This window comes from Amycolatopsis sp. NPDC033938 (assembly GCF_055575975.1).
Genome location: NZ_JBVIRO010000002.1, coordinates 413,890 through 439,467, shown reverse-complemented (window position 1 = coordinate 439,467; position 25,578 = coordinate 413,890). Strand labels below are relative to the sequence as shown.

Sequence of the window (25,578 nt, the reverse complement as noted above, 5' to 3'; positions counted from 1 at the left end):
GCGCAACCGACATGAAGTTTCGCCACGCCGATCAGTATTCGCCGTGGACCAGATTCTTCGGCAGCTCCCCGCTCAGATAGTGGCTCAGTTCGCGGGCCACCACCGCGTAGGCGCGCTGCCGCACCCCGCTCACCGCGCCCCCGACGTGCGGGGTCAGCAGCAGCCCCGGCACGTCCCAGAGCGGGTGCCCGTCGGGCAACGGCTCGGGATCGGTGACGTCGAGGGCGGCGCGGAGACGGCCCGAAGCCAGTTCGGCGACGAGCGCGTCGGTGCGCACGACCGGCCCTCGCGAGACGTTGACGAGGATCGCCCCGTCCGGCATCGCGGCCAGGAACTCCGCGTCGACCAGACCGCGGGTGTGCTGCGTGAGCGGCACCATCAGCACCGTGGCGTCGTGTTCGGGCAGCAGCTGGGGAAGTTCACCGACGGCGTGCACCCCCTCGCGGGAGGTCGCGCCGACCATCGTGCAGCGCACGTCGAACGTCTCCAGCCGTCGACGCAGCTGCCTGCCGAGGTCACCGGCACCGACGATGAGCGTCCGTTTGCCCTGCAACGTGTCGGTCGTCCGGCGTTCCCACCGCTTCCGTCGCTGGCCGTCGGCGAAATCGTGGAGACCGCGGTACATCGCCAGCAGGACCGCGACGACCCATTCGGCCGAGCTTCCGCCGTGCGCGCCGCGGCAGGTCGAAAGCAGGACGCCGTCCGGCACGTTGCCGATCCAGTCCTCGGCCCCCGCCACCAGCAGCTGCACGAGTTTGACGTTCGGCAGATCGCGCCACATCGCCTCGGTCGGCTGTCCACCGGTCACGAGGACCTCGGCCTCGGCGGCTTCGGCGGGAACCGGTTCTCCCTGTCGGTACACCACCGGACGCACGCCTTCGATCTCCGAAAGCGCGGTCACACCCTCTTCGTCGGGCACCAGCACGGTAACGGTCATGATCACCACGGTATCCACTACCGCTTACCCCTGGCTCACGCATGCCCACCTAGGCTGGTCCGGTGCGTACCCGGTACCGGCGGAACTGGACTTCGCCGCTGGCTCTGCTGGCCTGCGGCGCACTCGTGCTCTCCGGCTGCGCCAAATTCGACGACACGGCGGCCAGGCAGACCTTCACCCCGGTGAATCCGCCGTCCCCCGAGTCCCCGCCGCAGGCCGGGCCCGGTGGTGAAGCCGGCGACTCCGGTCCCGGCCGCGGCAGCGGACCGAATCAGACGCCCACCCCGGTTCCGCCGCCGCAGGGCTGCAAGGACTTCGACAAGGTCGTGCTCGCGACCTGCCTGGACACCGTGGCCGCCGTCGCCGCGATCCCCGGCGACGGCAGCGCGCCCAGCGCGCTCGCGGGCGAACGCAAGAGCGGCCGCATCCTGCTCGCCGCCGCCGGTAAGGACCCGGCCGCCTGGGCGACCGTCCCGGTGGACGGTTCCGGCGACGGTGGCCTCACCTCGCTCGCCCTGTCACCCGGTTTCGCGGAAGACCAGCTCGTCTTCGCCTACATCACCACCCCGACCGACAACCGGGTCGTGCGGTTGGCGAAGGGGCAGGCGCCGAAACCGGTGCTGACCGGCATTCCCAAGGGCGCCACCGGCAACCGCGGCGCGATCGGCACCGACGCCAAGGGCGCGCTCCTGGTCGCCACCGGTGACGCGGGCAACGCCAGGCTCGCGGCCGATCCGGCGTCGCTGGCCGGGAAGGTGCTGCGCATCGACACCTCCGGCAAACCGGCGCCGGGCAACCCGACAGCGGGTTCGGCCGTCTTCTCGACCGGCGTGCACTCCCCCGGCGGGCTCTGCCGTGACCAGGCCGGTTCCCGGCTGTGGCTGACCGACAGGCTGGCGGACAAGGACGTCGTCTACCGGCTTCGCGCGGGTCAGCCGCTGACCACCCCGGCGTGGAGCTGGCCGGACAAGCCCGGTGTCGCGGGCTGTGCGGATTTCGTCGGCGCCATCGGCTACCTGTACGTGACGACGTCGGTCGCGGGGAACATGCAGAACCTGCCGGTCACCCCGGACGGCGCGGTGACCGGCAAACCCAGTGTCACCTTGGACGGCAAGACCGGGAAACCGCCGAAGACCTTCGGCCGCCTGTCCTCGATGAGCATGATCAACCCGCAGCTGGCCGTGGCGGGAACCGTCAACAAGGACGGCGGCACGCCGGTGTCGAGCGACGACCGCGTGGTCCTCATCTCGCCGTCGATCGGTGGCGGCGGGGGCGGCAAGGACTGATCCACCCGCGTCAGCGGCGGGTGCGGGTCTCGGCGCGCAGGACCCGGACGTCGAAGAAGGCGGCCACCGCCGAGACGACGGCGGCGAGCAGGCCGAGGTAGCGGCCGAGGCCGGTCCCGATCTCGATCCCCGCCGCGGAGAAGATCCCACGCTGGTCTGCGTTGAACTGCCAGTCGAGGGTGACCCAGCCGAGCAGCATCAGCAGCAGCGCGCCGATGGCGGCCATCAGCCAAAGATGCGGCAGGCCCGCGCGGCGGACGGCGTCGACGCGGCCGAACAGCACGACGGCGAGTCCGGGCAGGAAAAGCAGGAAGAGCGGCGCCCAGGCGAGGAAACCCGCGTGCCACGCGTCACGCGTGACGTCGTCGGCAGGCAACGTCGTCAGCGCGTCCTCGATCTCCGGGCGCGCCGCGGTCAGCGTCGTCCACGGCAGGAACAAGGCCACCAGCGCGAGCAGCCCGGCCGCGAGGCCGAGCCACTCACGCCAGGTGACCTTTTTCAGTGCGAGCTCAGGCACCGACTCGCTCGACGATCAGTTCGCGCACGCGCTTGGCGTCGGCCTGGCCCTTGGTGGCCTTCATGACCGCGCCGACGATCGCCCCGGCCGCGGCCACCTTGCCGCCGCGGATCTTCTCGGCGATGTCCGGCTGCGCGGCCAGCGCCTCGTCGACCGCCGCGATGAGCGCGGAGTCGTCGGAGACGACCTTCAGGCCGCGCTTCTCGACGACCTCGGACGGCGAACCCTCGCCGGCGAGCACGCCCTGCACGACCTCCTTGGCCAGCTTGTTGGTCAGCTCACCGGAGTTGACCAGCGCGATGACCTCGGCCAGCTGCGCCGGGGTGATCGCCAGCTCCGCCAGTTCGATCTCGCGGGAGTTGGCCTCCTGCGCCAGCGTGTTGACCCACCAGCTGCGGGCCTCGTCCGGCGTCGCGCCCGCCTCGACGGTCGCGGCGACCAGGTCGACCGCGCCGACGTTGAGCAGGTCGCGCAGTGCCTCGTCGGTCAGGTTCCACTCGCGCTGGATGCGCTTGCGGCGCTCCGACGGCATCTCCGGCAGCGTCTTGCGCAGTTCCTCGACCCATTCGGCCGAGGGCGCGATCGGCACCAGATCGGGCTCCGGGAAGTACCGGTAGTCCTCGGCGGTCTCCTTGGTGCGGCCGGGCGACGTGGTGCCGTCGGCCTCCTGGAAGTGCCGCGTCTCCTGCTTGATCGAGCCGCCCTCGGCGAGGATCGCCGCCTGGCGGGTCATCTCGTACCGCACGGCGCGCTCGACGCTGCGCAGCGAGTTGACGTTCTTGGTCTCGGTCCGCGTACCGAACTCTGTCGCGTCCTTGGCCATCAGCGAAACGTTCGCGTCACAGCGCAGGGAACCCTGGTCCATGCGGACGTCGGAGACGTCGAGTGCCTGCAGCAGATCCCGCAGCGCGCTCACGTACGCCCGTGCGACCTCGGGAGCACGCCCCCCGGTGTGCTCGATCGTCTTGGTGACGATCTCGATCAGCGGCACGCCGGCGCGGTTGTAGTCGAGCAGCGAGTGCTCGGCGCCGTGGATCCGGCCGGTGGCACCGCCGACGTGCAGCGACTTGCCGGTGTCCTCCTCCATGTGCGCGCGCTCGATCTCCACGCGCACGACCTCGCCGTCGTCCAGCGTGACGTCGAGGTAGCCGTTGAAGGCGATCGGCTCGTCGTACTGCGAGGTCTGGAAGTTCTTCGGCATGTCCGGGTAGAAGTAGTTCTTCCGGGCGAACCGGCACCACTGCGCGATCTCGCAGTTGAGCGCGAGCCCGATCCGGATCGCGCTCTCGACGGCCTTGCCGTTCAACGCGGGCAGCGCACCGGGCAGGCCGAGACAGGTCGGGCACACCTTGGTGTTGGGCTCGCCGCCGAACTCGTTGGCGCAGCCGCAGAACATCTTGGTGTTGGTGTTCAGCTCGACGTGCACCTCGAGGCCCAGCACCGGGTCGAACCGCTCGATGACGTCGGCGTAGTCCATCAACTCAACCACGGCGGTCACTTCTTTCCTCCCAGCTCCGGAACCTCGTGCACCAGCGAGCCGCCGTTGGCGGCGTCACGCGCGACCTCGTAGGCGGCGCCGACGCGGTACAGCCTGTCGTCGGCCATCGCCGGGGCCATGATCTGCAGGCCGACCGGCAGGCCGTCCTCGTGCGACAGTCCACTCGGGACGCTCATCGCGGCGTTGCCCGCGAGGTTCGACGGGATGGTGCACAGGTCCGCCAGGTACATCGCCATCGGGTCGTCGACCCGCTCGCCGATCTTGAACGCGGTGGTCGGCGTGGTCGGCGAGACCAGCACGTCCACCTTTTCGTACGCGGCTTCGAAGTCCCGCGTGATGAGCGTGCGGACCTTCTGCGCCGAGCCGTAGTAGGCGTCGTAGTAGCCCGACGACAGCGCGTACGTGCCGAGCATGATGCGGCGCTTCACCTCGGGGCCGAAGCCCTTCTCGCGGGTGAGCGACATGACCTCTTCGGCGCTGTGCGCGCCGTCGTCGGACACGCGCAGGCCGTAGCGCATGGCGTCGAACCGCGCGAGGTTCGACGAGCACTCGCTCGGCGCGATCAGGTAGTACGCGGGCAGCGCGTAGGTGAAGTTCGGGCACGAGACCTCGACGACCTCGGCACCGAGCGAGCGCAGCTGCTCGACCGCGGCCTCGAAGGACCGCAGCACGCCGGGCTGGTAGCCGTCACCGGCGAATTCCTTCACCACGCCGACGCGCACGCCCTTGAGGTCACCGGTCAAGCCCTGGCGGGCCGCGGCGACCACCGGCGGGACCGGCGCGTCGATCGAGGTCGAGTCCATCGGGTCGTATCCGGCGATGACCTCGTGCAGCAGGGCGGCGTCGAGCACCGTCCGCGCGCAGGGACCGGCCTGGTCCAGCGACGACGAGAAGGCGATGAGGCCGTAGCGGGAGACGCCGCCGTACGTCGGCTTCACGCCGACGGTGCCGGTGACCGCGCCGGGCTGGCGGATCGAGCCACCGGTGTCGGTGCCGATCGCGATCGCGGCTTCGAAGGCCGCGATGGACGCCGACGAGCCACCGCCGGAACCGCCCGGGATACGGGCGTGGTCCCACGGGTTGTGCGTCGGGCCGAACGCGGAGTTCTCCGTGGAGGAGCCCATCGCGAACTCGTCCATGTTGGTCTTGCCGAGCACCACGACACCGGCTTCGCGCAGCTTGCGCGTCACGGTGGCGTCGTACGGCGGGATCCAGTTCTCCAGCGTCTTGGAGCCCGCGGTGGTGGGGATGCCCTTGGTGGTCAGCACGTCCTTGAGCGCCAGCGGGACACCGGCGAGCGGCGACTTCGGCGCCTTGCCCTCGGCGACGTCGACGTCCACCGCGCGGGCCGCGTCGAGCGCGCCCTCGGTGTCGACGTGCAGGAACGCGTGGATGTGGTCGTCGACCTCGGCGATCCGGTCCAGGTGGGCCTTGGCGACCTCGACGGCCGAGACCTCGCGGGACTGGATCTTGTCCGCCAGCTCGGCGGCGGTCAGTTTGATGAGTTCGGTCACTGTTCTTCTCCCAGAATCCGCGGCACCCGGAAACGACCCTCTTCGGCGGCCGGCGCACCGGCCAATGCCTGCTGCTGGGTCAGCCCTCCTCGGACGACGTCGTCACGGAAGACGTTGGTCAGCGGCACGGCGTGCGACGTGGGCGGGACATCCTCGCCTGCGACCTCGCTCACCTTGGCCACCGAGTCCAGGATCTGGTCGAGCTGGCCTGCGAAGACGTCCAGCTCCTCTTCGGTGACGGCAAGCCTGGCAAGCTTGGCGAGGTGTGCGACCTCGTCGCGGGAAATGTTGGGCACGCGGGTGACTCCCGGGGTGTGCTGTGCGGGTTCTGTCGGAAGCTGCAAGTCTATGGTGGCGGCGTCGGCGTACTCGACTGGGTTATGCCGCGGCCCGCCTCCTGCTCGGGGTAGGGCACTTCGGGTAAGGAGTGCCTGGTTCGTTATCCCGCAGACCGGATGGCAGGCCCCATTACATCGTCCGGTCTGTCACAATCGGCGCCCGGCGTAGCGCGTTCCACGGCGAGGCTGGAACGCCTGAGGCGAGAGGGGCGCGTGTGTCGTTCCTGATCCGGGTCCAATTACCGGACACCCCGGGGACCCTCGGTGCGGTCGCCACCGCGCTCGGCACCGTCGGCGCCGACATCCTGAGCGTGGACGTGGTCGAACGCGGCGGCGGTATCGCCGTCGACGACCTCGTCGTCGAAATCCCCTCCGGCAGGCTTCCGGACGCGCTGATCACCGCCGCCGAAAGCGTCGACGGTGTCGAGGTCGACGCCGTCCGTCCGTACGCCGGGGTCCTGGACACCCATCGCGAACTCGAACTGGTCGAGGAGATCGCCGCGAAGCCCGCTTCGGGGCTGGAGATCCTCGCCGAAGGCGTGCCGCGGATCATCCGGGCGGGCTGGGCCGTCGTCGTCGAACACGCCGAGTCGGGCGCGATCCGGCTGGCGTCGTCCAGCGCCGCCCCCGAGACGCCGATCACCGACCTGCCATGGCTTCCGCTGGAACGCGCCACCATCCTCGACGCCGAGGAGGCGTGGATCCCGGAGACGTGGAAGGAACTGGGCACCGAACTGGCGGCCACGCCGCTGGGGAAGCCCGGGAAGGCGCTGCTGGTCGCCCGGCCGGGCGGGCCGAACTTCCGTGCCGCCGAGGTGGCGCGCTTGGCGCACTTCGCGGGGATCGTCGCCGTCGTGCTGGACAGCTGACCTCCGCGCTACCGGGACCCTCACACGCGCCATGAAAGGTCCTTTCCTTGCAAAATTTGCAAGGAAAGGACCTTTCATGGCGCGTCAGGCAGGGCGGCTCACGAGTCGAAGATCGCCTCGGCGCGGAGTTCGGGCACGACCTCGGCGATACGCACATAGTCGGCGTCTTTGTGGATCAGGACGGCCTTGTGCCGTACCGCCACCGCCGCGATGGCGGGATCAACACCGAGCTGTCGATCAGGCAGCGTTGGTCAGGGGGTATCGCACCACTTGCGATCCGGGAAGTCATCGCGCATCTCGTCCAGATCCGCTTCCCAGCCGACCCCTTCCAACGCCAGGATGTCGGCGGTGGTGATCACCGGCACTGTCTTCCGCGGCGAGGAATCCACGGCTCAAACCTCCAGGCGGTAGGCGATCAACGTGACACCGGGGTGCGGCTCCCAGTCCCGCTCGGGCATCCGCACGAAACCGAGCCGCTCGTAGAGCCGGTGCGCCCGCTCCATCGCGAGCATGCTGCACAGCACCACCCTGGCCGCGCCCACCTCCCGCGCCCGCTCGATGACCGCCCTGGTCAGCGCCTCACCGATACCGCGTCCGGTGGCCGACGGGAGCACGCCGAGCATGCGGAATTCCAGTTCGCCTTCGCGGGACAGCTCGGCGAACGGCGTGCCCGGCCAGGCGATGGTGACCGTGCCGACCAGCGTGCCGTCGCCGTCGACCGCGACCAGCAGTTCGGCGAGTTCGGCGCGCCGGGCGGCGTCGGCGAGTTCGGCCGCGTAACCCTCGCCCTCCACGAGGCTTTGGTCCGCGGCGTACGCGGCCAGTGTGAGTTCACCGACCGCCTTCAGTTCGCCGTCACGGGCGGGGCGGATCTCCAGTTCACTCATCGCCGCCCTCTTCGCCGGCGGGCAGCGCGAGTTCGGCTGCGGCTTCGGGGCCGCTTTCCAGCAGCACCCGGAAACCGTTCTCGTCGAGCACCGGCACCTTCAGCTGGACGGCCTTGTCGTACTTCGTCCCCGGCGAGTCGCCGACGACGACGAACGCCGTCTTCTTCGACACCGAACCGGCCGCCTTCCCGCCGCGGGCCATGATGAACTCCTTGGCCTCGTCACGGGAGTAGTCGTTCAGCGAACCGGTGACGACGATCGACAGCCCTTCGAGGTTGCGCGGGATGGACTCGTCGCGCTCCTCCTCCATCCGCACGCCCGCCGCGCGCCACTTCCCGATGATCTCGCGGTGCCACTCGACCTCGAACCATTCCTTCGCGGCTCGCACGATCGTCGGGCCGACCCCGTCGACACTGGCGAGTTCCTCCTCGGAGGCGTTCTCGATCCGTTCCAGCGAGCCGAATTCCCGCGCGAGCGCTTGCGCCGCCGTCGGGCCGACGTGCCGGATCGAGAGCCCGACGATGACCTTCCACAGTGGACGGTCCTTGACGGTTTCGAGGTTCTCCAGCAGTTTGCGGCCGTTGGCCGACAGCTCCCCCGCCTTGGTGCGGAACAGCTCCACCTGGAGCAGTTTTTCCTCGTCCAGATCGAAGATGTCACCTTCGTCGTGCACCACACCGGCGTCCAGCAGGGCCACCGCGGCCTCGTAGCCGAGCACCTCGATGTCGAAGACGTTCCGGCTCGCGAGGTGGAACAGCCGCTCCCGTCGCTGCGCCGGGCAGAACTGGGCGTTCGGGCAACGGATGTCGATGTCGCCCTCCTTCTGATACGCCAGTTCGGTGTCACAGTTGGGGCAGCGCAACGGCATGACGAACTCGCGCTCTTCGCCGGTGCGCGCGTCGGCCACCGGGCCGAGCACCTCGGGGATGACGTCGCCCGCCTTGCGGATGACGACCTTGTCCCCGATCAGCACGCCCTTGCGTTTGACCTCCTCCTGGTTGTGCAGCGTCGCCATCGCCACCGTGGACCCGGCGACCTTCACCGGCTCCATCACCGCGAACGGCGTGACCCGGCCGGTGCGGCCGACGTTGACCTGGATGTCCAGCAGGGTGGTGATCGCCTCTTCCGGCGGGTACTTGTAGGCGATCGCCCAGCGCGGCGCGCGCGAGGTCGTCCCGAGACGGCGCTGCAGCGCGACCTCGTCGACCTTGATGACGACACCGTCGATCTCGTGCTCGGCGTCGTGGCGGTGTTCGCCCCAGTACTTGATGTGCTCCAGCAGTTCCTCGCCCGAACTCAGCACCTTGCTGTGCGGCGAGACCGGCAGGCCCCACGCGGCCAGCGCGTCGTACGCCTCGGACTGGCGCTTCGGTTCGAAGCCTTCGCGTTTCCCGAGCCCGTGGCAGATCAGCCGAAGGTTCCGGGACTTCGTGATCTTGGGATCCTTCTGCCGCAACGATCCGGCCGCGGTGTTGCGCGGGTTCGCGTACGGGTCCTTGCCCGCCTCGACCATCTTCGCGTTGAGCGCCAAGAAGTCCTCGACGCGGAAGTACACCTCGCCGCGGACCTCGACCAGCGCCGGAACCGGGAATTCGCCGGTGCCGGTCAATCGCTCCGGAACCTGCTCCAGCGTGCGGACGTTGAGCGTGACGTCCTCGCCGGTGCGACCGTCACCCCTGGTCAGCGCGCGGGTGAGGCGGCCGTTCTCGTACAGCAGGTTGATCGCGAGCCCGTCGATCTTGAGCTCGGCGAGGTACTTCGTCGCGCCGATCTCCTTCTGGACGCGCTCGACCCAGGTCTCGAACTCCTCGGTGTCGAACACGTTGTCCAGGCTGAGCATGCGTTCGAGGTGGTCGTGCGCGACGAACTCGGTCGAGAACGTGCCGCCGACGTTCTGCGTCGGCGACTCCGGCGTCACCAGTCCCGGATACTCGTCCTCGATGGCCTGGAGTTCGTTGAGCAGCTCGTCGAACTGACCGTCGGACACGATGGGTGAGTCCAGCACGTAGTACCGGAACTGGTGCCCGCGGATCTCCTCGGCCAGTGCGCCGTGTCGTTCGCGGACCTCCGCCGGGACGTCGGTGACGTCCTGCGCGACGTCGGCCGTCTCGAGGTCTGAGGGGGTAAGTTCGCTGCTCACGGTAGGGAGCCTAGTCGGGGCTACCGACATTTCCCGGCGTCCCCGAGCCGAGTCGGCCGACCAGTTCGCGGAGCTCCAGAAGGGTCAGTTGGCCGTCTCGCGCCTCGGTCACCAGCTCGACGCGGCCCAGCCGTTCGGCCGCGACGCGCTCACCCAGCGTGGCGTCCAGTGGCAGGAAGGTCATGGTCGTCCGCGTCTCCGGCCGGAGTTCCCCGATCAGCGGATGGAACACGGTCACGTCCACCCGTCCGGCTGATTCGTCCACCTTCGCGGTCACCCGGACGTCGGCGAGCGCGATCCGGGTCTCGCCGAGGTTGACGGTGACCTCACTCGGATCAGGGACCGGCGGCACGGAGTCGTGGTACTCCCAGATCGCGTCCTCCGGCGGCGCGGCGGCCTTCCACGCGTCGGTGTACGGGCGCAGTTCGGGATCCTCCTGACCGGTGAGCACCAGCGAGTAGATCGCACGGTGCCCACGATCGAGGGAGAAGTGCAGCCTCGGATGCAGTGCCTCGACGATGGTGCAGAGGTCGTGCTCCACGCGGTGCGGTTCGCGATCGCCCAGCGCCGCGCTGACCTCCGGCAAGAGCTCGAACCACGCCTCCCAGAACTTCGCCGCCGCGGCCGCCGCGTCCTCGGGGACCGGCTGCGCCGGCCACGCGGTGCGGGGGTCGGGAACGTCCTCGGCTTTGCGGGACCGGCGGAACAAACGCATGGAGGGCAGGTTACCGCCCTGCTCACCAGCCTTCAGGCGGTTCCACGAAAGCCTTGCCCGCCTCACGGCTGAGCGTGAGCGCGCGGCGCATCCACTCGGGGGTCGCTCCCGCCAGGCCGCACGCCGGAGTCGGCACGACCCGTTCGGCGAGGATGTCGCGGGGGAAGCCGAGCCTGTCGACGAGTTTGAACACGGGGGTGACCAGATCGCGCAACGTCACCGGAACGCCGGGATCGGTCGTGGGGACGAGCCCGAGCATCAGCGTCGTGCCGTCGTCGAGCGCTTCACCGATTTCGTCGAGCTGTGCGGGCGAAGCGCCCTTCAACAGGGAGAAGTCGAAAGCGATCGCCTTCGCGCCCGCCGCGCGCAGCAACGAGATGGGTGGCTTCTCGGCACAGCAGTGCACCGCGACCGGCTGGCCGGTGATGCGCTCCGCCCCGGAAATCACCGTCGAGAGCAGGTTCCGGGCCTCCGGCGCCGGGACCGCGGGAACGGTGCCGTAGCCGGACACCGTCGGCAGATCGCCGCCGAGCACCTCGGGCAGCGACGGTTCGTCGAACTGGACCACCACCGGCGCGCCGAGACGCGACTTGAGTTCGGCGACGTGCTCGGCCAGTCCGTCCAGCAAGGAAGCGGTGAAGTCGCGCAACGCGCCCCGGTCGGTGAGGATCCGGTGCCCTCGCGGGAGCTCGACGTTCGCGGCGAGCGTCCACGGCCCGGCGACCTGCGTCTTGAAGACCGGCGGCGCGGCACCCGCCTTCTCCCTGGCCTCCTGGACGGCGTCGAGGTCCCAGTTCATCAGATCGACGGCACGGCGGTGGTCGTGGCCGGGGCGGCCGGCGACCCGGTAGCCGCTCGGCACCACCTCCACGGCGAGGTCGACCAGCAGCGCCGCCGTGCGGCCGATGACGTCGGCACCGACACCGCGGGCGGGAAGTTCGGGCAGACACGGGAATTCGGGTAGTTCGCCGAACACGATCGAAGCGGCCTCGACCGGATCGGTACCGGGCAGGGAACCGATCGCGGTGGCCGCGCCTACAGGCCAAGGTCGTTCGTTCACATCCGGATTCTCCCCTTGGTCGGACTCGGCGGGGCGGCGGGGCCGGGGAGGACACGGACATTCGCCGCAATTGCCGTCGACGGGCCCGCGGGGGCCCCGAGCGCATTACGCTGACCTGCCATGACGAGCTCTCCACAGCCCGCCGGCTGGTATCCCGACCAGCAGAACCCCCGGTTCCACCGGTGGTGGGACGGGCAGGCCTGGACGGCCGACACGCGGCCGTCCCACGACGCCGAGATGATCGAACTGGACATCGAAGGCGCGCACGACCCGAACAGGATCCGCGCGCAAGTGGCGAAGGGGACCCAAGGCCGGGGCGGCGCCGTCACCGGCGGCGGGACACTGTTCTCCGAACCCGTGCTCGTGGTCAACCAGCGCGCCAAACTCATCGAGATGTCCAACGAGTTCGGGGTCTTCGACCAGAACGGCAACCGGCTCGGCGGTGTCGTGCAGGTCGGGCAGAGCACGTTGAAGAAGGCCATCCGGCTGCTCACGAACTACGACCAGTTCCTGACCCACCGCTTCGAAATCCGCGACGCGAACCACAGCACCGTGCTGAAGGTGACGCGACCGGCGAAGGTGTTCAAATCCCGCTTCCTGGTGACGAGGGCCGACGACTCGCCGATCGGGGAGATCGTGCAGGAGAACGTCTTCGGCAAGATCCGGCTGGGTTTCCTGGTCAACGGCGAGAAGGTCGGCGGGATCTTCGCGGAGAACTGGCGGGCGTGGAACTTCGCGATCAAGGACCACGCCGACGTCGAGATCGCGCGGATCACGAAGACCTGGGGTGGTTTCGTGAAAGCCGCGTTCACCACCGCCGACAACTACGTCGTCGAGATCCACCGGCCGCTGCGGGATCCGCTGGCTTCGATGGTGGTCGCTTCGGCGCTGACCATCGACACGGCGCTGAAGCAGGACGAGGGCTGAGCGTCGGGCGAGTGACACGGGTCTCACCCGCATAAGTGGACACTCGGCTTCCGGCGGCTCAAGGTGAAAGGACTGGGCGGCACGCTGGGGTGCGTCCGGGACGGAGGTCACCATGGAGCCGTTGCCAGAAGACGGCGAACGGGACTGGGCCGAGCCAGGCGTCTACACGGTCGCGCCGGGGGTTCACCGGATCCCGCTGCCTTTGCCGCACGACGCGTTGCGCGCGGTCAACGTCTACGTCGTCACCGACGGCACCCGCCTGGTCCTCGTCGACTCGGGCTGGGCGCTGGAGTCGGCCCGCGAGCGGCTCTCGCGGGGGTTGAAGGCGCTCGGCGCGGACCTCGGTGACATCGACGAGTTCCTGATCACCCACGTCCATCGCGATCACTACACGCTGGCCGTGGAGCTGCGCCGCGAATTCGGCGGCAAGGTCGGGCTCGGGAAGCTGGAAGAGGCTTCACTGGCGCGCTCCGGCGATCCGGACCGCTTCCCGATGGAGGCACAGGTCGGCCTGCTCGAACGGTGTGGTGCGGGCCCCGTGGTCGAGGAACTCGCCAAGGCGTTCGGCGGCGTCCGGCACACCGAGGCGCATCTGTGGGAGCAGCCCGACGAATGGCTCGCCCCCGGCAGGCGCACGATCGTGCCCGGCCGCGAGTTCGACATCGTGCACACGCCGGGCCACACGGCCGGGCACGTCGTCTTCGTCGACGACGAGGCCGGGCTGGTGTTCTCCGGCGACCACGTGCTGCCGCACATCACGCCGTCCATCGGCTTCCAGCCGGTGCCGGTCGATCTGCCGCTGAGCGACTACCTCGACTCCCTGCGCCTGGTCCGCGAGATGCCGGACCGGCGCATGCTCCCCGCGCACGGCAGGGTGACCGACAGCGTCCACGCCCGCGTGGACGAACTGCTGGAACACCACCGCGACCGGCTCGAAGTCATGGGCGCCGAGATCACCGCGGACGTCACGACCGCGTACGAGGTCGCGTTGCGGCTTGGCTGGACGCGCAAACTGCGCAAGCTCGGCGAGATGGACCCGTTCAACCAGATGCTCGCCGTCCTCGAGACCGGTTCGCATCTGGATCTGCTGGTGGCGCAAGGGAAACTCACCACGACCGAGACCGAGGGCGTGCGACACTACGCCGCATGATCATCCGTCCAGCGCGCCGCGGCGATGTCGCGGCGATCGTCGAGATGCTCGCCGACGACCAGATCGGCGCGACCCGCGATTCGACCGACGATCTCACGCCGTATCTCAAGGCCTTCGAGGAGATCGACGCCGATCCCGCCCAGCTGCTGATCGTCGCCGACGACGACGGGGAGGCCGTCGGCACGCTCCAGCTGTCGATCATTCCCGGCCTGGCGAGGAAAGGCGCGCTACGCGGGCAGATCGAGGCGGTGCGGGTCCGGGCGAGCCATCGCGGCTCCGGGCTCGGCGGTGCGCTGATGACGTGGGCGATCGACGAATCCCGGCGGCGGGGTTGCGCGCTCGTCCAGCTGACGTCGGACGTGAAACGCGAGGACGCGCACCGGTTCTACGAGCGGCTCGGTTTCGTGGCGAGCCACACCGGTTTCAAACTCAAGCTCTAGCGGGTGCCCGAGATCTTCGCGCTTCCCAGCACCAGATCGCCTTCGGCGGCGTCCGGACGGTACAGCACGACGACCTGACCGGGCGCGACCCCGCGCAGCGGCTCACGGAGCTGCACAGTGACCGAGTCGCCCGAAACCTCGGCGACGGCCTCGACGATCCCGCCGTGCGCGCGCACCTGGACGACACATTCGGTGGGCCCGTCCAGCGGGCGCTCGCTCGGCCAGATCGGGCGGTCCGCCTCGATCACGTTCACGCCGAGATCCCGCGCCGAACCGACCTTCACCGTGCCCGAAACCGGCTCCAGCGAAAGCACGTAACGCGGCCGCCCGTCCGGCGCGGGCGCCTCGATGCCGAGTCCCTTGCGCTGGCCGACGGTGAACCCGTGCACGCCGGTGTGCTCACCGAGCACGGCACCGGTCTCGGCGTCGACGAGCTGGCCGGGACGCTGGCCGAGCCGCTTCTCCAGGAAGCTCTTGGTGTCGCCGTCCGGGATGAAGCAGATGTCGTGGCTGTCCGGCTTGTTCGCCACCGACAGGCCGCGGCTCTCGGCCTCGGCACGGACGTCGGTCTTCCACGAGTCGCCCAGCGGGAACAGCGAATGCCGCAGCTGCACCGGGGTGAGCGAAGCCAGCACGTAGGACTGGTCCTTGCCGGAGTCGACGCTGCGCCGCAGCTCCGGCACACCGTCCACAAGGGACAGCCGGGCGTAGTGCCCGGTGGCGACGGCGTCGAACCCGAGCGCCATCGCCTTGTCCAGCAACGCCTCGAACTTGATCTTCTCGTTGCAGGTGACGCACGGGTTCGGCGTCCGGCCGGCGGCGTACTCGCCGACGAAGGTCTCGATGACCTCTTCGGTGAACCGCTCGGCGAAGTCCCAGATGTAGAAGGGGATGCCGAGGATGTCCGCCGCGCGGCGCGCGTCACCCGAATCCTCGATCGTGCAGCAGCCACGGGAACCGGTGCGCAGCGTGCCGGGCTTCGCCGACAGCGCCAGGTGCACGCCGACGACCTCGTGCCCGGCGTCCACGGCGCGCGCGGCGGCCACCGCCGAGTCCACTCCCCCGCTCATCGCGGCCAGTACGCGCATCTTCCTCACACCTCTTGCTTCTGCGTCTGCTTGCGCATTCCGGCTAGTCCCGCCTGCCTCGCCCGGTCGACGACGCCCGCGATCTCCCTCGAAACCGCTTCAACGTCTTCCGCCGTCGAGGTATGCCCGAGGGAGAACCGCAGCGACCCGCGCGCGGCCGCCGGATCGGCACCCATGGCCAGCAGTACGTGACTCGGCTGCGCGACACCCGCCGTGCACGCCGATCCAGTGGAACATTCGATGCCTTTGGCGTCCAAAAGCATCAACAGGCTGTCCCCGGCACAACCGGGGAACGTGAAGTGGGCGTGCGTCGGGAGGCACTCGCCCTCACCGCCGTTGAGCACCGCGTCCGGCACCTCGCGCCGGACGGCCTCGATCAGCTCGTCCCGCAGCTCGCCGACGCGCTTGGCGTACTCCTCACGGCCTTCGACCGTGGCCTTGACCGCCGTCGCGAACGCGATCACCGCGGGCACGTCGAGGGTGCCGGAACGCACACTGCGTTCCTGCCCACCACCGTGCAGAACGGGGACGCACGCGGTGTCACGGCCGAGCAGCAGCGCGCCGACACCGTACGGGCCGCCGAGCTTGTGCGCCGTCAGGGTCAACGCGGCGGCGCCGCTCGCGGCGAAGTCGACCGGTACCGCGCCGACGGCCTGGACGGCGTCGGTGTGCAGCGGGATCTCGTGCTCGGCGCAGACGGCGGCGAGTGCGGCGATCGGGTTGACCGTGCCGACCTCGTTGTTGGCCCACATCACGGTGGCCAGCGCGACCGTCTCGGGGCTGTCGCCGATGGCGGCGCGCAGCGATTCCGGGGTCACCCGGCCTGCCTGGTCGGCCTCGACCCAGACCACCTCGGCGCCCGCGTGCTGCTCCAGCCACTCGACGGAATCGAGGACGGCGTGATGCTCGACGGCACTGCACAGCACCCGAAGGCGTTTCGGGTCTTCGCCGTGGCGGGCCCAGAAGATGCCCTTGACCGCGAGGTTGTCGCTCTCCGTGCCGCCACCGGTGAAGATCACCTCGGACGGCCGGGCGCCCAGCGCCTCCGCGATCACCTCGCGGGCCTCTTCGACCCGGCGACGGGCCCGGCGTCCCGAGGAATGCAGCGCGGAGGCGTTGCCAACAGTGGACAGCGCCTCGGACATCGCCGCTACGGCTTCGGGCAACATCGGGGTGGTCGCCGCGTGGTCGAGATAGGTCATCGCACCCACCAGGGTAGACCGCTCCGGGCCGTGACCAAGCCCACCCTCATCCGGCGGTGGCCTGGGTCATCCTCTCCGGCCACCGGCCGGTCAGCCGCACGCCGAGCAACGCGAGCCCGGTCAGCAGCACCGCGAGCACCGAGATCGCCACTGTCGGCTCCTTCGCCGAGGCGATCGAGGCGAGCAGGACACCGCCCAAACCAATGGTCAGCGCCGAGCCGACCCAGTCCCCGAGCTGCAGCGCCGAGGTGTTGAACCCGCGTTCGGCCTCGGGCGAGTAGCGCAGGAGCAGGACCGAGATCGCGGGCATCCCGATCCCCATCCCGGCGCCGCCGACCGCCGACGCCACGAACGCCATCCAGCCGGGGAACGAGGGCAGCGGGACGAAGACGAAAATCGCCAGACCGACCGCCACCAGCGCGAATCCGGTCCGCAGGGACGCTTCCCGGGACCAGTCGAGGAACCGGCCCTGCAGCATCGACCCCGCCGACCAGCCGAGCGCGGTCACCGTCAGCGGCAGGCCGGCCAGCGCGGGGCTGTAACCGTGGACTTCGCTCATCGTGAGCGGCAGGTAAGCCTCCATCCCCGCATACGCGCCCGCGATCAGCCCGCGAGAGGCGATCACTGTCGGCAACCCCGGTCGCGACGTCAGCGTGCCCGCGGGGAGGAGTTTGCGGAGCGCGTACGCCAGCGCGAGGAGTCCGGCTGCCCCGTAGGCCAGCGCCGGCAGCGACGGATGCTGTGCCGCCCAGGTGAGCGCGGCGACGCCGAGCGCGGCGACCACCGCGGGCACCACGCCGGCGTGGTTCGCGGACGTTCCAGGCACGTGCCGGGGCAGCCGGCGGGTGACCACGGCCAGCAGCGCGAGGCCGATCCCGGTCAGCGGGATCAACCCGAGGAACACCCAGCGCCAGCCGACGCTCACCGTCACCACTCCCGCGATCGAAGGTCCGATCACCGCGGGCAGCACCCACGCGGCGGCGTTGGCGGCGTAGATCACCGGTCGTTCGCGGTCGCTGAAGGTGAGCGCGATCAGCAGGGACACCGAAACCAGCAGAAGCCCGGAACCGAACCCCTGCAAGGCGCGGCCCAGCAGGAGCACCGGCATGTCGTGCGCGAGCCCGGCCACCAGCAGCCCGACGGCGAACAGGCCGGTACCGGCGAGCAGCGCGGGCGCCGGGCCCTTGCGGTCGCCGAGGCGTCCGGAAAGGACGGTCGCGACCACACTGGCGACCAGGAACGTGGTGAAGGGCCAGGCGTACAAGGCGAGGCCGTCGAGATCGGCGACCATCGTCGGCATCGCGGTGGCGACACCCATGCTCTCGAACGCGATGAGCGTGACCATGAGCAGCAGCCCGATCGTGGTCACCCGGTGCTCCGGCGTCCAGAGCACACCCTTCGGCTTCGCCTTGTCCCCAGTGATCGTCATGCCGCCAGCCTGCTACCTCCAGTCCGGTGGAGGTCAAGCGCTGACGGACTCCAGGCGCAGCTCCCGCGCCAGCATCGCGGCTTCGCCCCGCGACGTGACTTCGAGCTTTCCGAGGATCTTCCGCACGTGGAATTTCACCGTGTGCTCGGTCAGGCTCAGTTCCTCGGCGATCTGCCGGTTCCGTTTCCCGCGCGCGATCCCGGCGAGGACTTCGAGTTCACGCGGGTTCAGCCGGTCCAGCGGGCGCAGTTCCGGCGTCTCCTGGACACCCAGCGGCAGGACGGCGGTGATCGTGGCGCCCCAGCCGGGTACGGCGTCGACCTCCCAGCGGCCGCCGAGCGGCGTGATCCGCTCGGTGAGGCCGGTGGCGGGCGCGGCGTGGGCGACGTCCTCGCCGTCGTCGCGCACGGTGACCCGGAGCGCCTCTCCGTCGAGCTGCCAGGACGCCCGGACCTTGGTGCTGCCCCGCTCCAGCGCGGTGAGCACGAGACCGCGGGTGACCGTGCGCGCGGTGTGCGCGATGTCCTGCGGCAGCGGCCGTTCGTCACCGGGCCCGGCGAGGTCGACGGTCACGTCGCTGTGGCGTACCAAGGGATCCAGCTGCGCGGCGAGGGTGTCGAACGCCGCCGACGCCGGTTCCGCCGAAAGCTCCTGATCGCGGTCGGCGACCGCGCGCAGTTCGATCAGCGCGGCCGCGGCGAGCTCGGTCGCGGTCCGCCGGGCGGCGTCGTCGCCGAGCCGCCGGGACCGCAGCACCGAAAGCAGGGACGCGAGGGTGGTCGCGTGGGTCTGCCCCAGGTCGGTGATCGCCCGTGCCCGCGCGGTCGCCGCCGCGATGTTGCTCTCCAGCACGGCGGGCTCGGGGTCGGTGGCGCGCTGTGCGGCGTTCACGCTGACGATGTCCCACAGCTTGGCGACGAATTCGAGCGCGCCGCCCTCCGGGTCGTCCCCGTCCGGGACGAGCGCGATCATCGCGCCCTTGCCGATCACCGGGGCCGAGGTCAGGACGACGAGTTTCCGCCGCTTCCCGCCGAGCGTCCCGTCGGCCACGACCGCCTGGCCGGGGACACCGAACGCGGCGAGCCCGCGCAGCTCGGCACTCGTGACCGCGCCGGTGATCTCCGGATCGCCGTGGACCTTGATCGGCAGGCGGGAGCAGTCACCGGTCTCCATCGCGGCGGCGCGATGCGGCAGGACGGCCGCGGCGGTCTCGGAGAAGCGCGGCAGCAGTTCGGGACGCGGGGCGGCGAGCATGTACTCGACCTGGCACAGCACGGACAGCGGATCCATGACTCCACAGTAGGCGCGTCCCGGCGCGGGGACGCTGCTCTCCCGGCTAGTGAACACTGCTCGTCCGAGCGGTTCGGGCGGGACGCGCACACCGGTTGACTGATCGTCAGCGAAGAAATCCGACAAGGAGTGAACATGCGAGCGATCACCATCACCGAGTACGGCGACACGGACGTCCTGCGGTCCGCCGAGGTCCCGGCGCCGGAGCCCGGCCCGGGTCAGGTGCGGGTCGCGGTCAAGGCGGCGGGCGTCAACCCGATCGACTGGAAGATCCGGTCCGGTGGCATGGCGGAGGTCCGCCCGGTCGAGTTCCCGCACATCCTCGGCCTCGAACTGGCGGGCGTGGTGGACGCGGTGGGCGAGGGCGCCGGATTCGCCGTCGGCGACGAGGTCTTCGGCTGGTCCGACACCGGGACGTACGCGGAGTACGCGCTGGCAACCAAGGTCATCCGCAAACCCGCCGGGCTCTCGTTCGCCGAAGCCGCCGCGCTGCCCATCGCCGGGGAGACGGCGTTGCGGGTGCTGGGCGAACTCGAGGTCAAGCCGGGCGAGACGATCGTGATCCACGGGGCGAGCGGACAGGTCGGCCGGTTCGCGACCCAGGCCGCCGTCGCGCTGGGCGCCACGGTCATCGGCCTCGCCGGGGCTTCGTCGCTGGACGAGGTGCAGGCGCTCGGGGCGATCCCCGTCCAGTACGGCGAGGGCTGGGTTTCGCGGGTTCGCTCGGCCGCGCCGGACGGCGTCGACGCGGTGTTCGACGCGGCGGGCTTCGGTGTCTTGGGTGACTCCGTCGAGCTGCTCGGATCGCCCGACCGGCTGATCACCATCGCCGACCCGGCGGCGTACGCGCAGGGGCTGAAGTTCTCGGCGGGTGGCGAGGAAAGCGCCGCGGTGCTCGAAGACCTCGTGTCGCGTGAGCTGAAGATCAAGCTGGGGTCGAGTTACGCGCTCGCGGACGCCGCGGAGGCGCACCGGGAGAGCGCGACGGGGCACGCGGGCGGGAAGATCACGCTGACCGTTCGGTGACGCTGAGCTTTGTCAACCCCCACGCGCCATGAAAGGTCCTTTCCTTGCAAATTTTGCGAGGAAAGGACCTTTCCTAGCGCGCTGGTCACTGAGAGGGCACTTTCACGACCGGAGCAAGGGCCGGGCGACGCCGCAGCTGCGCCGGGATCTGCACCCGTCCGAGCGCCGCCTGCACCGCGGATTCCGCCAGCGCGGCCAGTTCCCGCCGGTCCGCGGCACGGCCCGGCGCGATCTCCGGGCACACGTGCACCTCCAGCACCAGGCCGCGCAAGGCCGCGACCCGCCGCAGGGAGGCGATCAGCGACTCCGGTCCGATGAACGCCGGTTGGGTCGTCTCCCGTCCGTCGGCGAGCCGGAAGCGCAAAGCCAGTGGCCGCACCGGGACACCGCCGTCGATCGCGGCCTGGAACGTCGCCGGGCGGAACCGGCCCGAACCGAGACCGCACCAGGTGGTGCCCTCCGGTGTCACGCTGACGAGTGAGCCGCCGCGCATCGCGTCGGCCAGTTCGGCCATCGTGGCGGGCAGGCTGCGCAGGTTTTCGCGGTCGAGGAAGATGCTGCCGCCGCGGCGGACCAGCAGGCCGAGCACCGGCCAGGCGCCGACCTCCTTCTTCGCCAGCGCCCGCATCGGCTGGATGGCGTTGACCGCGATGATGTCCAGCCACGAGATGTGGTTGTTCACCACGAGCGCGCCACGGCCGGGCACGGCGCGGAAACGCTCGGCACCGAGCACGCGCAGCTTCACCCCGAACGAGCGAAGGATCCCCGCGAACAGCAGGCGCACCAAACGTTCCCGGGGCATGCCGCGCAGCACGAGCACCAGCGGTGCGGTCAGGAAGGCCGCGCCGATGACACCGATCGCGGCGGTGAACCGCAGGACGCGCCGCGGGAACGAGACCGTCGGCGCCCCTTCGCTGAGGCATCCGTCGCCGCACGGCGACTTCGGCATCCAGGCGTGACTCATCCCTGCACTCCCAGGAAGAACTTGAGGTACCGCTCGTCGACGTTGTGCAGATCCAGCAGGACGAAGAAGTCCGCGACGCCGAAATCCGCGTCGAGCGCGGGCGGGCCGTAGATTTTCGCACCCAGCCGCGTGTACCCCTTGATGAGCGGCGGCAGAATCGCCCGCGTCGGCCGCTCGACGTCCTCGAGACGCCACGGGTTCAGCGGCGTCACCCGCACCGACTCGTCCGCGTAGTGCTTGGCGCGCAACACATCCCAGACGCCGGCCGCGTAGCTCCCGCCGTCGGTCAGCGGCACGGACGCGCAGCCGGCGAGGTACCGGTGCCCGGCCAGCAGCATGTACCGCCCGATCCCCGCCCAGACGAGGCTCACCACGGCGCCGCTGCGGTGGTCGGGATGCACGCACGAGCGCCCCGTCTCGACCAGCGAAGGACGCAGTGAATCGAGCGCGGTCAGATCGAATTCGCTGTCGGAGTACAGCTTTCCCGCCAGCGCGGCCCGATCGGGCGGCAGCATCCGGTACGTGCCCACGATCTCGCCGGTGTTGTCGTCCCGCACCACGAGGTGATCGCAGAACTCGTCGAAGTAGTCGACGTCGAGGCCCGGCGTGGGCGAATTGAGCTTCGCTCCCATTTCCTCGGCGAACACCTGATGGCGAAGGCGTTGCGCGGCAACGACTTCTTCGTTTCCGTTGGCGACGAGGAGTGAGTACCGCGGCGCGTCTGCCGGGAGTTCGACACCTGCCTGGTCAGTACTGACGAGGAGCTGTGACGTCGTCATAACCCAGGTCTACCCCTCGGGGGGTACCAACGACAATGCGCCCGATGGCCGATTAGTGCACGTTCAGTTAATTGCGGGTTCTCAGGCTTCTCTCAGGATGGAAGATCACTTCCGGGTAACAGAAAAGGGGCCGCCCGGGAAAGAAATCCCGGGCGGCCCCGCTTCGAACGAAGGACTCAGCCCTTGCGCTTCTGGACCTCTTCGGTCAGCTGCGGCGCGACGTTGAACAGGTCGCCCACCACACCGAAGTCGGCGATCTCGAAGATCGGCGCTTCGGCGTCCTTGTTGACCGCGATGATGGTCTTCGACGTCTGCATACCCGCCCGGTGCTGGATCGCACCGGAGATGCCCAGCGCGATGTACAGCTGCGGCGAGACCGTCTTACCGGTCTGACCGACCTGGAACTGCGCCGGGTAGTAGCCCGAGTCGACGGCGGCGCGGGAAGCACCGACGGCCGCGCCGAGCGAGTCGGCCAGCGACTCGACGACGTCGAACTTGTCGGCCGAGCCGACACCGCGGCCACCGGAGACGACGACCGAGGCCTCGGTCAGCTCCGGCCGGTCGCCACCGACGATCGGCTCGACGCCGGTGATCTTGGCGGACTTCGCCGGGTCGCCGGCGGGGACCTCGACGGTCTCCTCGGCGGCGGCACCGTCGGCCTGGGTCGCCTCGACCGCGCCCGGGCGGACCGAGATGACCGGGACACCCTTGGTGGCCTTGGCCTTCACGGAGAACGCGCCACCGAAGATGGACTGGTCCACACTGCCGTCGCTGTTCACGCCGACGGCGTCGTACAGCAGACCGGAGCCGAGGCGGACCGCGACACGGGCGGACACCTCCTTGCCCTCGGCGCTGGCCGCGACGAGCACGGCGGCCGGGGAGGTCCGCTCCGCGAGCGCGGTGAGGACGTCGACCTTCGGGGTGACCAGGAAGCCGGTGGCGTTGTCGCCCTCGGCGACGTACACCTTGGCGGCGCCGTGCGCGGCGAGGGCTTCCTTCGCCTTGGCGGCGGTGCCGGTCGGGCCGACGACGACCGCGGACGGCTCACCCAGTTCACGAGCGGCGGTCAGCAGCTCGAGCGTGACCTTCTTGACTTCACCGTCGACGTGGTCGACGAGGACGAGTACTTCAGCCATTTCCCTATTCCTCCTCGAAACCTGTCTCAGATGAGCTTCTGCGCGACCAGGTAGGCGGCCACCTTGCTGCCGCCGTCACCCTCGTCCTCGACGCGCTCACCGGCGGTGCGCGGCGGCTTCGGGGAGGCTTCGAGCACGGACGACCAGGCGTTGCCGAGGCCGACCTCGCCGGCGTCCAGGCCGAGGTCCGCGACGGTCAGCGTCTCGACCGGCTTCTTCTTCGCGGCCATGATCCCCTTGAAGGAGGGGTAGCGCGGCTCGTTGATCTTCTCGCCGACGCTCACCACCGCGGGCAGGCTCGCCTCGAGGTGCGTGACGCCGTCCTCGGTGTAGCGGTCGGCCTTGATCGAGGTGCCCTCGACGGTCAGCTCGTTCACGTGGGTCAGCTGCGGCAGGCCGAGCAGCTCGGCGATGATCGCCGGCACGGCGCCACCGCGGCCGTCGGAGGCCTCGTTACCGGTGATGACCAGGTCGTAGCCTTCGACCTTGCCGATCGCGGCGGCCAGCACCTTGGCGGTGGCGATCGCGTCGGAGCCGTGGAGAGCCTCGTCGGAGACGTGGATGGCCTTGTCGGCACCCATGGACAGCGCCTTGCGGATCGCGTCGGTCGCGCGGTCGGGGCCCACCGAGACGACGGTGACCTCTCCTTCGCCGGCTTCCTTGATCTTCAGGGCTTCTTCGACGGCCTTCTCGTTGATCTCGTCGAGCACGGCGTCGGCGGATTCGCGGTCAAGAGTGTTGTCGGCACCGGAGAGCTTCCGCTCCGAGTAGGTGTCCGGTACCTGCTTGACCAGGACAACGATGTTCGTCATGGGTCTACTTCGACCTCCCGTTAGTGGCCGGCGTCGGCCACGGGGCAACAGCTCTACTGGCCGGTAGATTAGGGCCATTTCAGTGCCGCGGCCCGCCGAGGTGACCTCATTCACCTGGATGCACGTTTTATTGAGACCATCGTCCAGGTTTTTCACCCGGAAGTGAGTGTAACCGCGCGACTAACCCGAACGGACGTACTCGGGAGTACTCCCCGTAGAGCGACGGGTTAATCTGCCGCACCATGCGTTCCTTTCCCGGCCCCGTCGCCGTGATCACGGACTCGACCGCCTGCCTTCCCACCTCGGTCGCCGAACGCTGGGGTATCGGGGTCGTCCAGGTCCAATTGCAGGTCGGAGACCAGTTCGAAGAAGAGAACCGCTGCGACCGCGAAGACATCATCCGCGAACTGCGCGCCGGTACACCGGTGAGGACGGCGCCGCCCGAGGTCGCCGCGTTCTTCTGGGCGTTCCAGGACGCCGCGAGCAAAGGCGCCTCGGCGATCGTCAGCGTCCACATCTCGGGGCGGATGTCGGAAACGGTGAACGCCGCCCGCGAGGCCGCCAAGCAGGTGAGTGTCCCGGTCCACGTCCTCGACAGCGGGACCACCGGGATGAGCCTCGGTTTCGCGGCGACCTCGGCCGCCAAGGTCGCCGCGGCCGGCGGGCAGGCCACGCGGGTCATCGACGCGGCCGAACGCCGGTTCCGCGGCAGCCGGGAGATCCTCTACGTCGACACGCTGGAATTCCTGCGACGCGGTGGCCGCATCGGCGCCGCGCAGGCGTTCCTCGGCTCCGCGTTCTCGATCAAACCCCTGCTGACGCTGAAGAACGGCGAGGTCGCGCCGCTGACACGGGTGCCAGGTCAGCGACGGGCGCTCAACAAGCTCGTCGACCTCGCGGTGGAATGCGCGGGTGATCAGGAGGTCGAGATCGCGATCACCCGGTTCGGCCCGGACGAACGCGACCTCGAGATCGGCGGACGGCTGCGCGCACGGGTGCCGCATATCGTCGACAGCACCCTGGTCGAGGCGAGCATGATCCTCGGCGCCCACCTCGGCCCTGGCGCCATCGGCATCACGGTGTCACCGGTGTAGCCCGCTTCCCCGGGAGCAGCGCCAGTACCAGCGGCAGCACCGCGCCCAGCGCGGTCGTCACGATGATGAGCACCTGGTCCACCGGCTCGAAATGCGAGACGTGGCCCAGGTGGTAGAGGAAGTGCGGTAGTCCGAAGCAGAAGGTGGCGAGCGCCGCGAGCCTGGCCACGGCGGTCGTCCCGATCACGGCGGCGCCGATCAGGATGGCGGCGAGGGCCAGGTTGAGGCCGCCGAAGTCGCGGAGCAGGTGCTCGTTGAAGGGGCCGTCCATCGCGACCCAGCCGGTGCGGAAGCCGGGGAAGTCCTGGTAGAAGCCGCCGGGGCTGACCAGCGGCCAGAGTCCGACCGGCAGTTCGATCAGGCCGAAGACGACGAGCAGTACGCGGGTGATGGTCCGTTGCATACCCCCTGGACTGGATAGGGCCGCGAAACGTGACAAGCGCGGCGGGCGCTGAAGTGACTCACCGGTAGGGTCGCGAC

26 protein-coding genes are annotated in these 25,578 nt (G+C 69.7%); 7 read left to right on the top strand and 19 right to left on the bottom strand.

What is annotated here, in order from left to right; genetic code table 11:
• Positions 1 to 31 precede the first annotated feature (31 nt).
• Positions 32 to 937, bottom strand: a complete 906-nt coding sequence (locus ACZ5ZX_RS08845; protein ID WP_465501415.1) for a 2-hydroxyacid dehydrogenase — start codon at positions 935 to 937, stop codon at positions 32 to 34.
• 62 nt (positions 938 to 999) lie between these two features.
• On the opposite strand from ACZ5ZX_RS08845, the gene ACZ5ZX_RS08840 reads away from it, so the two are divergent.
• Positions 1,000 to 2,223 (top strand): PQQ-dependent sugar dehydrogenase, encoded by a 1,224-nt coding sequence (locus tag ACZ5ZX_RS08840; protein WP_465501414.1) that lies wholly within the window; start codon positions 1,000 to 1,002, stop codon positions 2,221 to 2,223.
• Positions 2,224 to 2,233: 10 nt separating this feature from the next.
• On the opposite strand, the gene ACZ5ZX_RS08835 is transcribed toward ACZ5ZX_RS08840, so the two are convergent.
• From ACZ5ZX_RS08835 to gatC, 4 genes are read right to left on the bottom strand one after another with little or no spacing between them, the layout of a single operon-like run.
• Positions 2,234 to 2,740 (bottom strand): hypothetical protein, encoded by a 507-nt coding sequence (locus ACZ5ZX_RS08835; RefSeq protein WP_465501413.1) that lies wholly within the window; start codon positions 2,738 to 2,740, stop codon positions 2,234 to 2,236.
• Positions 2,733 to 4,238 (bottom strand): Asp-tRNA(Asn)/Glu-tRNA(Gln) amidotransferase subunit GatB, encoded by a 1,506-nt coding sequence (gatB, locus tag ACZ5ZX_RS08830; RefSeq protein WP_465501412.1) that lies wholly within the window; start codon positions 4,236 to 4,238, stop codon positions 2,733 to 2,735. The genes ACZ5ZX_RS08835 and gatB overlap by 8 nt, the downstream gene beginning before the upstream one ends.
• The gene (gatA, locus tag ACZ5ZX_RS08825; protein WP_465501411.1) at positions 4,235 to 5,752 is read right to left on the bottom strand and encodes an Asp-tRNA(Asn)/Glu-tRNA(Gln) amidotransferase subunit GatA; all 1,518 of its coding nucleotides are present in this window, start codon (positions 5,750 to 5,752) and stop codon (positions 4,235 to 4,237) included. The genes gatB and gatA overlap by 4 nt, the downstream gene beginning before the upstream one ends.
• Positions 5,749 to 6,048 (bottom strand): Asp-tRNA(Asn)/Glu-tRNA(Gln) amidotransferase subunit GatC, encoded by a 300-nt coding sequence (gene gatC / locus ACZ5ZX_RS08820; protein WP_465501410.1) that lies wholly within the window; start codon positions 6,046 to 6,048, stop codon positions 5,749 to 5,751. Before gatC ends, gatA begins: the two co-directional genes overlap by 4 nt.
• A gap of 257 nt (positions 6,049 to 6,305) precedes the next feature.
• Here gatC and ACZ5ZX_RS08815 point away from each other — a divergent pair, with 257 nt between their 5' ends.
• Positions 6,306 to 6,959 (top strand): ACT domain-containing protein, encoded by a 654-nt coding sequence (locus ACZ5ZX_RS08815; protein ID WP_465501409.1) that lies wholly within the window; start codon positions 6,306 to 6,308, stop codon positions 6,957 to 6,959.
• 251 nt (positions 6,960 to 7,210) lie between these two features.
• On the opposite strand, the gene ACZ5ZX_RS08810 is transcribed toward ACZ5ZX_RS08815, so the two are convergent.
• The 5 genes from ACZ5ZX_RS08810 to ACZ5ZX_RS08790 are packed head-to-tail and all read right to left on the bottom strand — an operon-like array spanning position 7,211 to position 11,761.
• On the bottom strand, positions 7,211 to 7,348 hold the full coding sequence (locus ACZ5ZX_RS08810; RefSeq protein ID WP_465501408.1) for a hypothetical protein: 138 nt from the start codon (positions 7,346 to 7,348) through the stop codon (positions 7,211 to 7,213).
• A gap of 3 nt (positions 7,349 to 7,351) precedes the next feature.
• Positions 7,352 to 7,846, bottom strand: coding sequence for a GNAT family N-acetyltransferase (locus ACZ5ZX_RS08805; RefSeq protein WP_465501407.1), 495 nt, complete (start codon positions 7,844 to 7,846; stop codon positions 7,352 to 7,354).
• Positions 7,839 to 9,986 (bottom strand): NAD-dependent DNA ligase LigA, encoded by a 2,148-nt coding sequence (gene ligA / locus ACZ5ZX_RS08800; protein ID WP_465501406.1) that lies wholly within the window; start codon positions 9,984 to 9,986, stop codon positions 7,839 to 7,841. Before ligA ends, ACZ5ZX_RS08805 begins: the two co-directional genes overlap by 8 nt.
• Before the next feature lie 10 nt (positions 9,987 to 9,996).
• On the bottom strand, positions 9,997 to 10,701 hold the full coding sequence (locus ACZ5ZX_RS08795; protein ID WP_465501405.1) for a hypothetical protein: 705 nt from the start codon (positions 10,699 to 10,701) through the stop codon (positions 9,997 to 9,999).
• 22 nt (positions 10,702 to 10,723) lie between these two features.
• Positions 10,724 to 11,761, bottom strand: coding sequence for a methionine synthase (locus tag ACZ5ZX_RS08790; protein ID WP_465501404.1), 1,038 nt, complete (start codon positions 11,759 to 11,761; stop codon positions 10,724 to 10,726).
• A 120-nt stretch (positions 11,762 to 11,881) separates the two neighbouring features.
• Between ACZ5ZX_RS08790 and ACZ5ZX_RS08785 the strand changes: the two genes are divergently transcribed.
• The 3 genes from ACZ5ZX_RS08785 to ACZ5ZX_RS08775 all read left to right on the top strand — a co-directional run bounded on the left by ACZ5ZX_RS08785 (position 11,882) and on the right by ACZ5ZX_RS08775 (position 14,278).
• Complete coding sequence (locus ACZ5ZX_RS08785) at positions 11,882 to 12,688, top strand: LURP-one-related family protein (RefSeq protein ID WP_465501403.1); 807 nt, start codon at positions 11,882 to 11,884, stop codon at positions 12,686 to 12,688.
• 112 nt (positions 12,689 to 12,800) lie between these two features.
• On the top strand, positions 12,801 to 13,838 hold the full coding sequence (locus ACZ5ZX_RS08780; protein WP_465501402.1) for an MBL fold metallo-hydrolase: 1,038 nt from the start codon (positions 12,801 to 12,803) through the stop codon (positions 13,836 to 13,838).
• Entirely contained in the window at positions 13,835 to 14,278 is a 444-nt protein-coding gene (locus ACZ5ZX_RS08775) for a GNAT family N-acetyltransferase (protein ID WP_465501401.1), read from the top strand. The genes ACZ5ZX_RS08780 and ACZ5ZX_RS08775 overlap by 4 nt, the downstream gene beginning before the upstream one ends.
• Here the strand turns inward: ACZ5ZX_RS08775 and mnmA are convergent.
• From mnmA to ACZ5ZX_RS08755, 4 genes are read right to left on the bottom strand one after another with little or no spacing between them, the layout of a single operon-like run.
• The gene (gene mnmA, locus ACZ5ZX_RS08770; protein ID WP_465501400.1) at positions 14,275 to 15,366 is read right to left on the bottom strand and encodes a tRNA 2-thiouridine(34) synthase MnmA; all 1,092 of its coding nucleotides are present in this window, start codon (positions 15,364 to 15,366) and stop codon (positions 14,275 to 14,277) included. The genes ACZ5ZX_RS08775 and mnmA overlap by 4 nt on opposite strands.
• 5 nt (positions 15,367 to 15,371) lie before the next feature.
• Positions 15,372 to 16,568 (bottom strand): cysteine desulfurase family protein, encoded by a 1,197-nt coding sequence (locus ACZ5ZX_RS08765; RefSeq protein ID WP_465501399.1) that lies wholly within the window; start codon positions 16,566 to 16,568, stop codon positions 15,372 to 15,374.
• Between the two features lie 46 nt (positions 16,569 to 16,614).
• The gene (locus ACZ5ZX_RS08760; RefSeq protein WP_465501398.1) at positions 16,615 to 17,997 is read right to left on the bottom strand and encodes an MFS transporter; all 1,383 of its coding nucleotides are present in this window, start codon (positions 17,995 to 17,997) and stop codon (positions 16,615 to 16,617) included.
• A gap of 33 nt (positions 17,998 to 18,030) precedes the next feature.
• On the bottom strand, positions 18,031 to 19,287 hold the full coding sequence (locus ACZ5ZX_RS08755; RefSeq protein ID WP_465501397.1) for a helix-turn-helix transcriptional regulator: 1,257 nt from the start codon (positions 19,285 to 19,287) through the stop codon (positions 18,031 to 18,033).
• Between the two features lie 135 nt (positions 19,288 to 19,422).
• On the opposite strand from ACZ5ZX_RS08755, the gene ACZ5ZX_RS08750 reads away from it, so the two are divergent.
• Complete coding sequence (locus ACZ5ZX_RS08750) at positions 19,423 to 20,313, top strand: NADP-dependent oxidoreductase (protein ID WP_465501396.1); 891 nt, start codon at positions 19,423 to 19,425, stop codon at positions 20,311 to 20,313.
• A gap of 85 nt (positions 20,314 to 20,398) precedes the next feature.
• Here the strand turns inward: ACZ5ZX_RS08750 and ACZ5ZX_RS08745 are convergent, their stop codons facing one another.
• The 4 genes from ACZ5ZX_RS08745 to ACZ5ZX_RS08730 all read right to left on the bottom strand — a co-directional run bounded on the left by ACZ5ZX_RS08745 (position 20,399) and on the right by ACZ5ZX_RS08730 (position 24,004).
• Complete coding sequence (locus ACZ5ZX_RS08745) at positions 20,399 to 21,277, bottom strand: lysophospholipid acyltransferase family protein (RefSeq protein WP_465501395.1); 879 nt, start codon at positions 21,275 to 21,277, stop codon at positions 20,399 to 20,401.
• Positions 21,274 to 22,056, bottom strand: coding sequence for a GNAT family N-acetyltransferase (locus ACZ5ZX_RS08740; protein WP_465501394.1), 783 nt, complete (start codon positions 22,054 to 22,056; stop codon positions 21,274 to 21,276). The genes ACZ5ZX_RS08745 and ACZ5ZX_RS08740 overlap by 4 nt, the downstream gene beginning before the upstream one ends.
• A gap of 176 nt (positions 22,057 to 22,232) precedes the next feature.
• A complete protein-coding gene (locus ACZ5ZX_RS08735; RefSeq protein ID WP_465501393.1) occupies positions 22,233 to 23,192 on the bottom strand; it encodes an electron transfer flavoprotein subunit alpha/FixB family protein in 960 nt (319 codons plus the stop codon).
• A 26-nt stretch (positions 23,193 to 23,218) separates the two neighbouring features.
• The gene (locus ACZ5ZX_RS08730) at positions 23,219 to 24,004 is read right to left on the bottom strand and encodes an electron transfer flavoprotein subunit beta/FixA family protein (protein ID WP_465501392.1); all 786 of its coding nucleotides are present in this window, start codon (positions 24,002 to 24,004) and stop codon (positions 23,219 to 23,221) included.
• A 242-nt stretch (positions 24,005 to 24,246) separates the two neighbouring features.
• Between ACZ5ZX_RS08730 and ACZ5ZX_RS08725 the strand changes: the two genes are divergently transcribed.
• Positions 24,247 to 25,098, top strand: coding sequence for a DegV family protein (locus ACZ5ZX_RS08725; protein ID WP_465501391.1), 852 nt, complete (start codon positions 24,247 to 24,249; stop codon positions 25,096 to 25,098).
• Here ACZ5ZX_RS08725 and ACZ5ZX_RS08720 read toward each other — a convergent pair.
• Positions 25,079 to 25,501, bottom strand: a complete 423-nt coding sequence (locus tag ACZ5ZX_RS08720; RefSeq protein WP_465501390.1) for a hypothetical protein — start codon at positions 25,499 to 25,501, stop codon at positions 25,079 to 25,081. The genes ACZ5ZX_RS08725 and ACZ5ZX_RS08720 overlap by 20 nt on opposite strands.
• Positions 25,502 to 25,578 lie beyond the last annotated feature (77 nt).

Bases quoted from the DNA above. Each gene is read 5' to 3' on its own strand.
- ACZ5ZX_RS08845 (WP_465501415.1), bottom strand. From the start codon at position 937: ATGACCGTTACCGTGCTGGTGCCCGACGAAGAGGGTGTGACCGCGCTT.
- ACZ5ZX_RS08805 (WP_465501407.1), bottom strand. From the start codon at position 7,846: ATGAGTGAACTGGAGATCCGCCCCGCCCGTGACGGCGAACTGAAGGCG.
- ACZ5ZX_RS08795 (WP_465501405.1), bottom strand. From the start codon at position 10,701: ATGCGTTTGTTCCGCCGGTCCCGCAAAGCCGAGGACGTTCCCGACCCC.
- ACZ5ZX_RS08785 (WP_465501403.1), top strand. From the start codon at position 11,882: ATGACGAGCTCTCCACAGCCCGCCGGCTGGTATCCCGACCAGCAGAAC.
- ACZ5ZX_RS08780 (WP_465501402.1), top strand. From the start codon at position 12,801: ATGGAGCCGTTGCCAGAAGACGGCGAACGGGACTGGGCCGAGCCAGGC.
- ACZ5ZX_RS08775 (WP_465501401.1), top strand. From the start codon at position 13,835: ATGATCATCCGTCCAGCGCGCCGCGGCGATGTCGCGGCGATCGTCGAG.
- mnmA (WP_465501400.1), bottom strand. From the start codon at position 15,366: ATGCGCGTACTGGCCGCGATGAGCGGGGGAGTGGACTCGGCGGTGGCC.
- ACZ5ZX_RS08765 (WP_465501399.1), bottom strand. From the start codon at position 16,568: ATGACCTATCTCGACCACGCGGCGACCACCCCGATGTTGCCCGAAGCC.
- ACZ5ZX_RS08760 (WP_465501398.1), bottom strand. From the start codon at position 17,997: ATGACGATCACTGGGGACAAGGCGAAGCCGAAGGGTGTGCTCTGGACG.
- ACZ5ZX_RS08755 (WP_465501397.1), bottom strand. From the start codon at position 19,287: ATGGATCCGCTGTCCGTGCTGTGCCAGGTCGAGTACATGCTCGCCGCC.
- ACZ5ZX_RS08750 (WP_465501396.1), top strand. From the start codon at position 19,423: ATGCGAGCGATCACCATCACCGAGTACGGCGACACGGACGTCCTGCGG.
- ACZ5ZX_RS08745 (WP_465501395.1), bottom strand. From the start codon at position 21,277: ATGAGTCACGCCTGGATGCCGAAGTCGCCGTGCGGCGACGGATGCCTC.
- ACZ5ZX_RS08740 (WP_465501394.1), bottom strand. From the start codon at position 22,056: ATGACGACGTCACAGCTCCTCGTCAGTACTGACCAGGCAGGTGTCGAA.
- ACZ5ZX_RS08735 (WP_465501393.1), bottom strand. From the start codon at position 23,192: ATGGCTGAAGTACTCGTCCTCGTCGACCACGTCGACGGTGAAGTCAAG.
- ACZ5ZX_RS08730 (WP_465501392.1), bottom strand. From the start codon at position 24,004: ATGACGAACATCGTTGTCCTGGTCAAGCAGGTACCGGACACCTACTCG.
- ACZ5ZX_RS08725 (WP_465501391.1), top strand. From the start codon at position 24,247: ATGCGTTCCTTTCCCGGCCCCGTCGCCGTGATCACGGACTCGACCGCC.
- ACZ5ZX_RS08720 (WP_465501390.1), bottom strand. From the start codon at position 25,501: ATGCAACGGACCATCACCCGCGTACTGCTCGTCGTCTTCGGCCTGATC.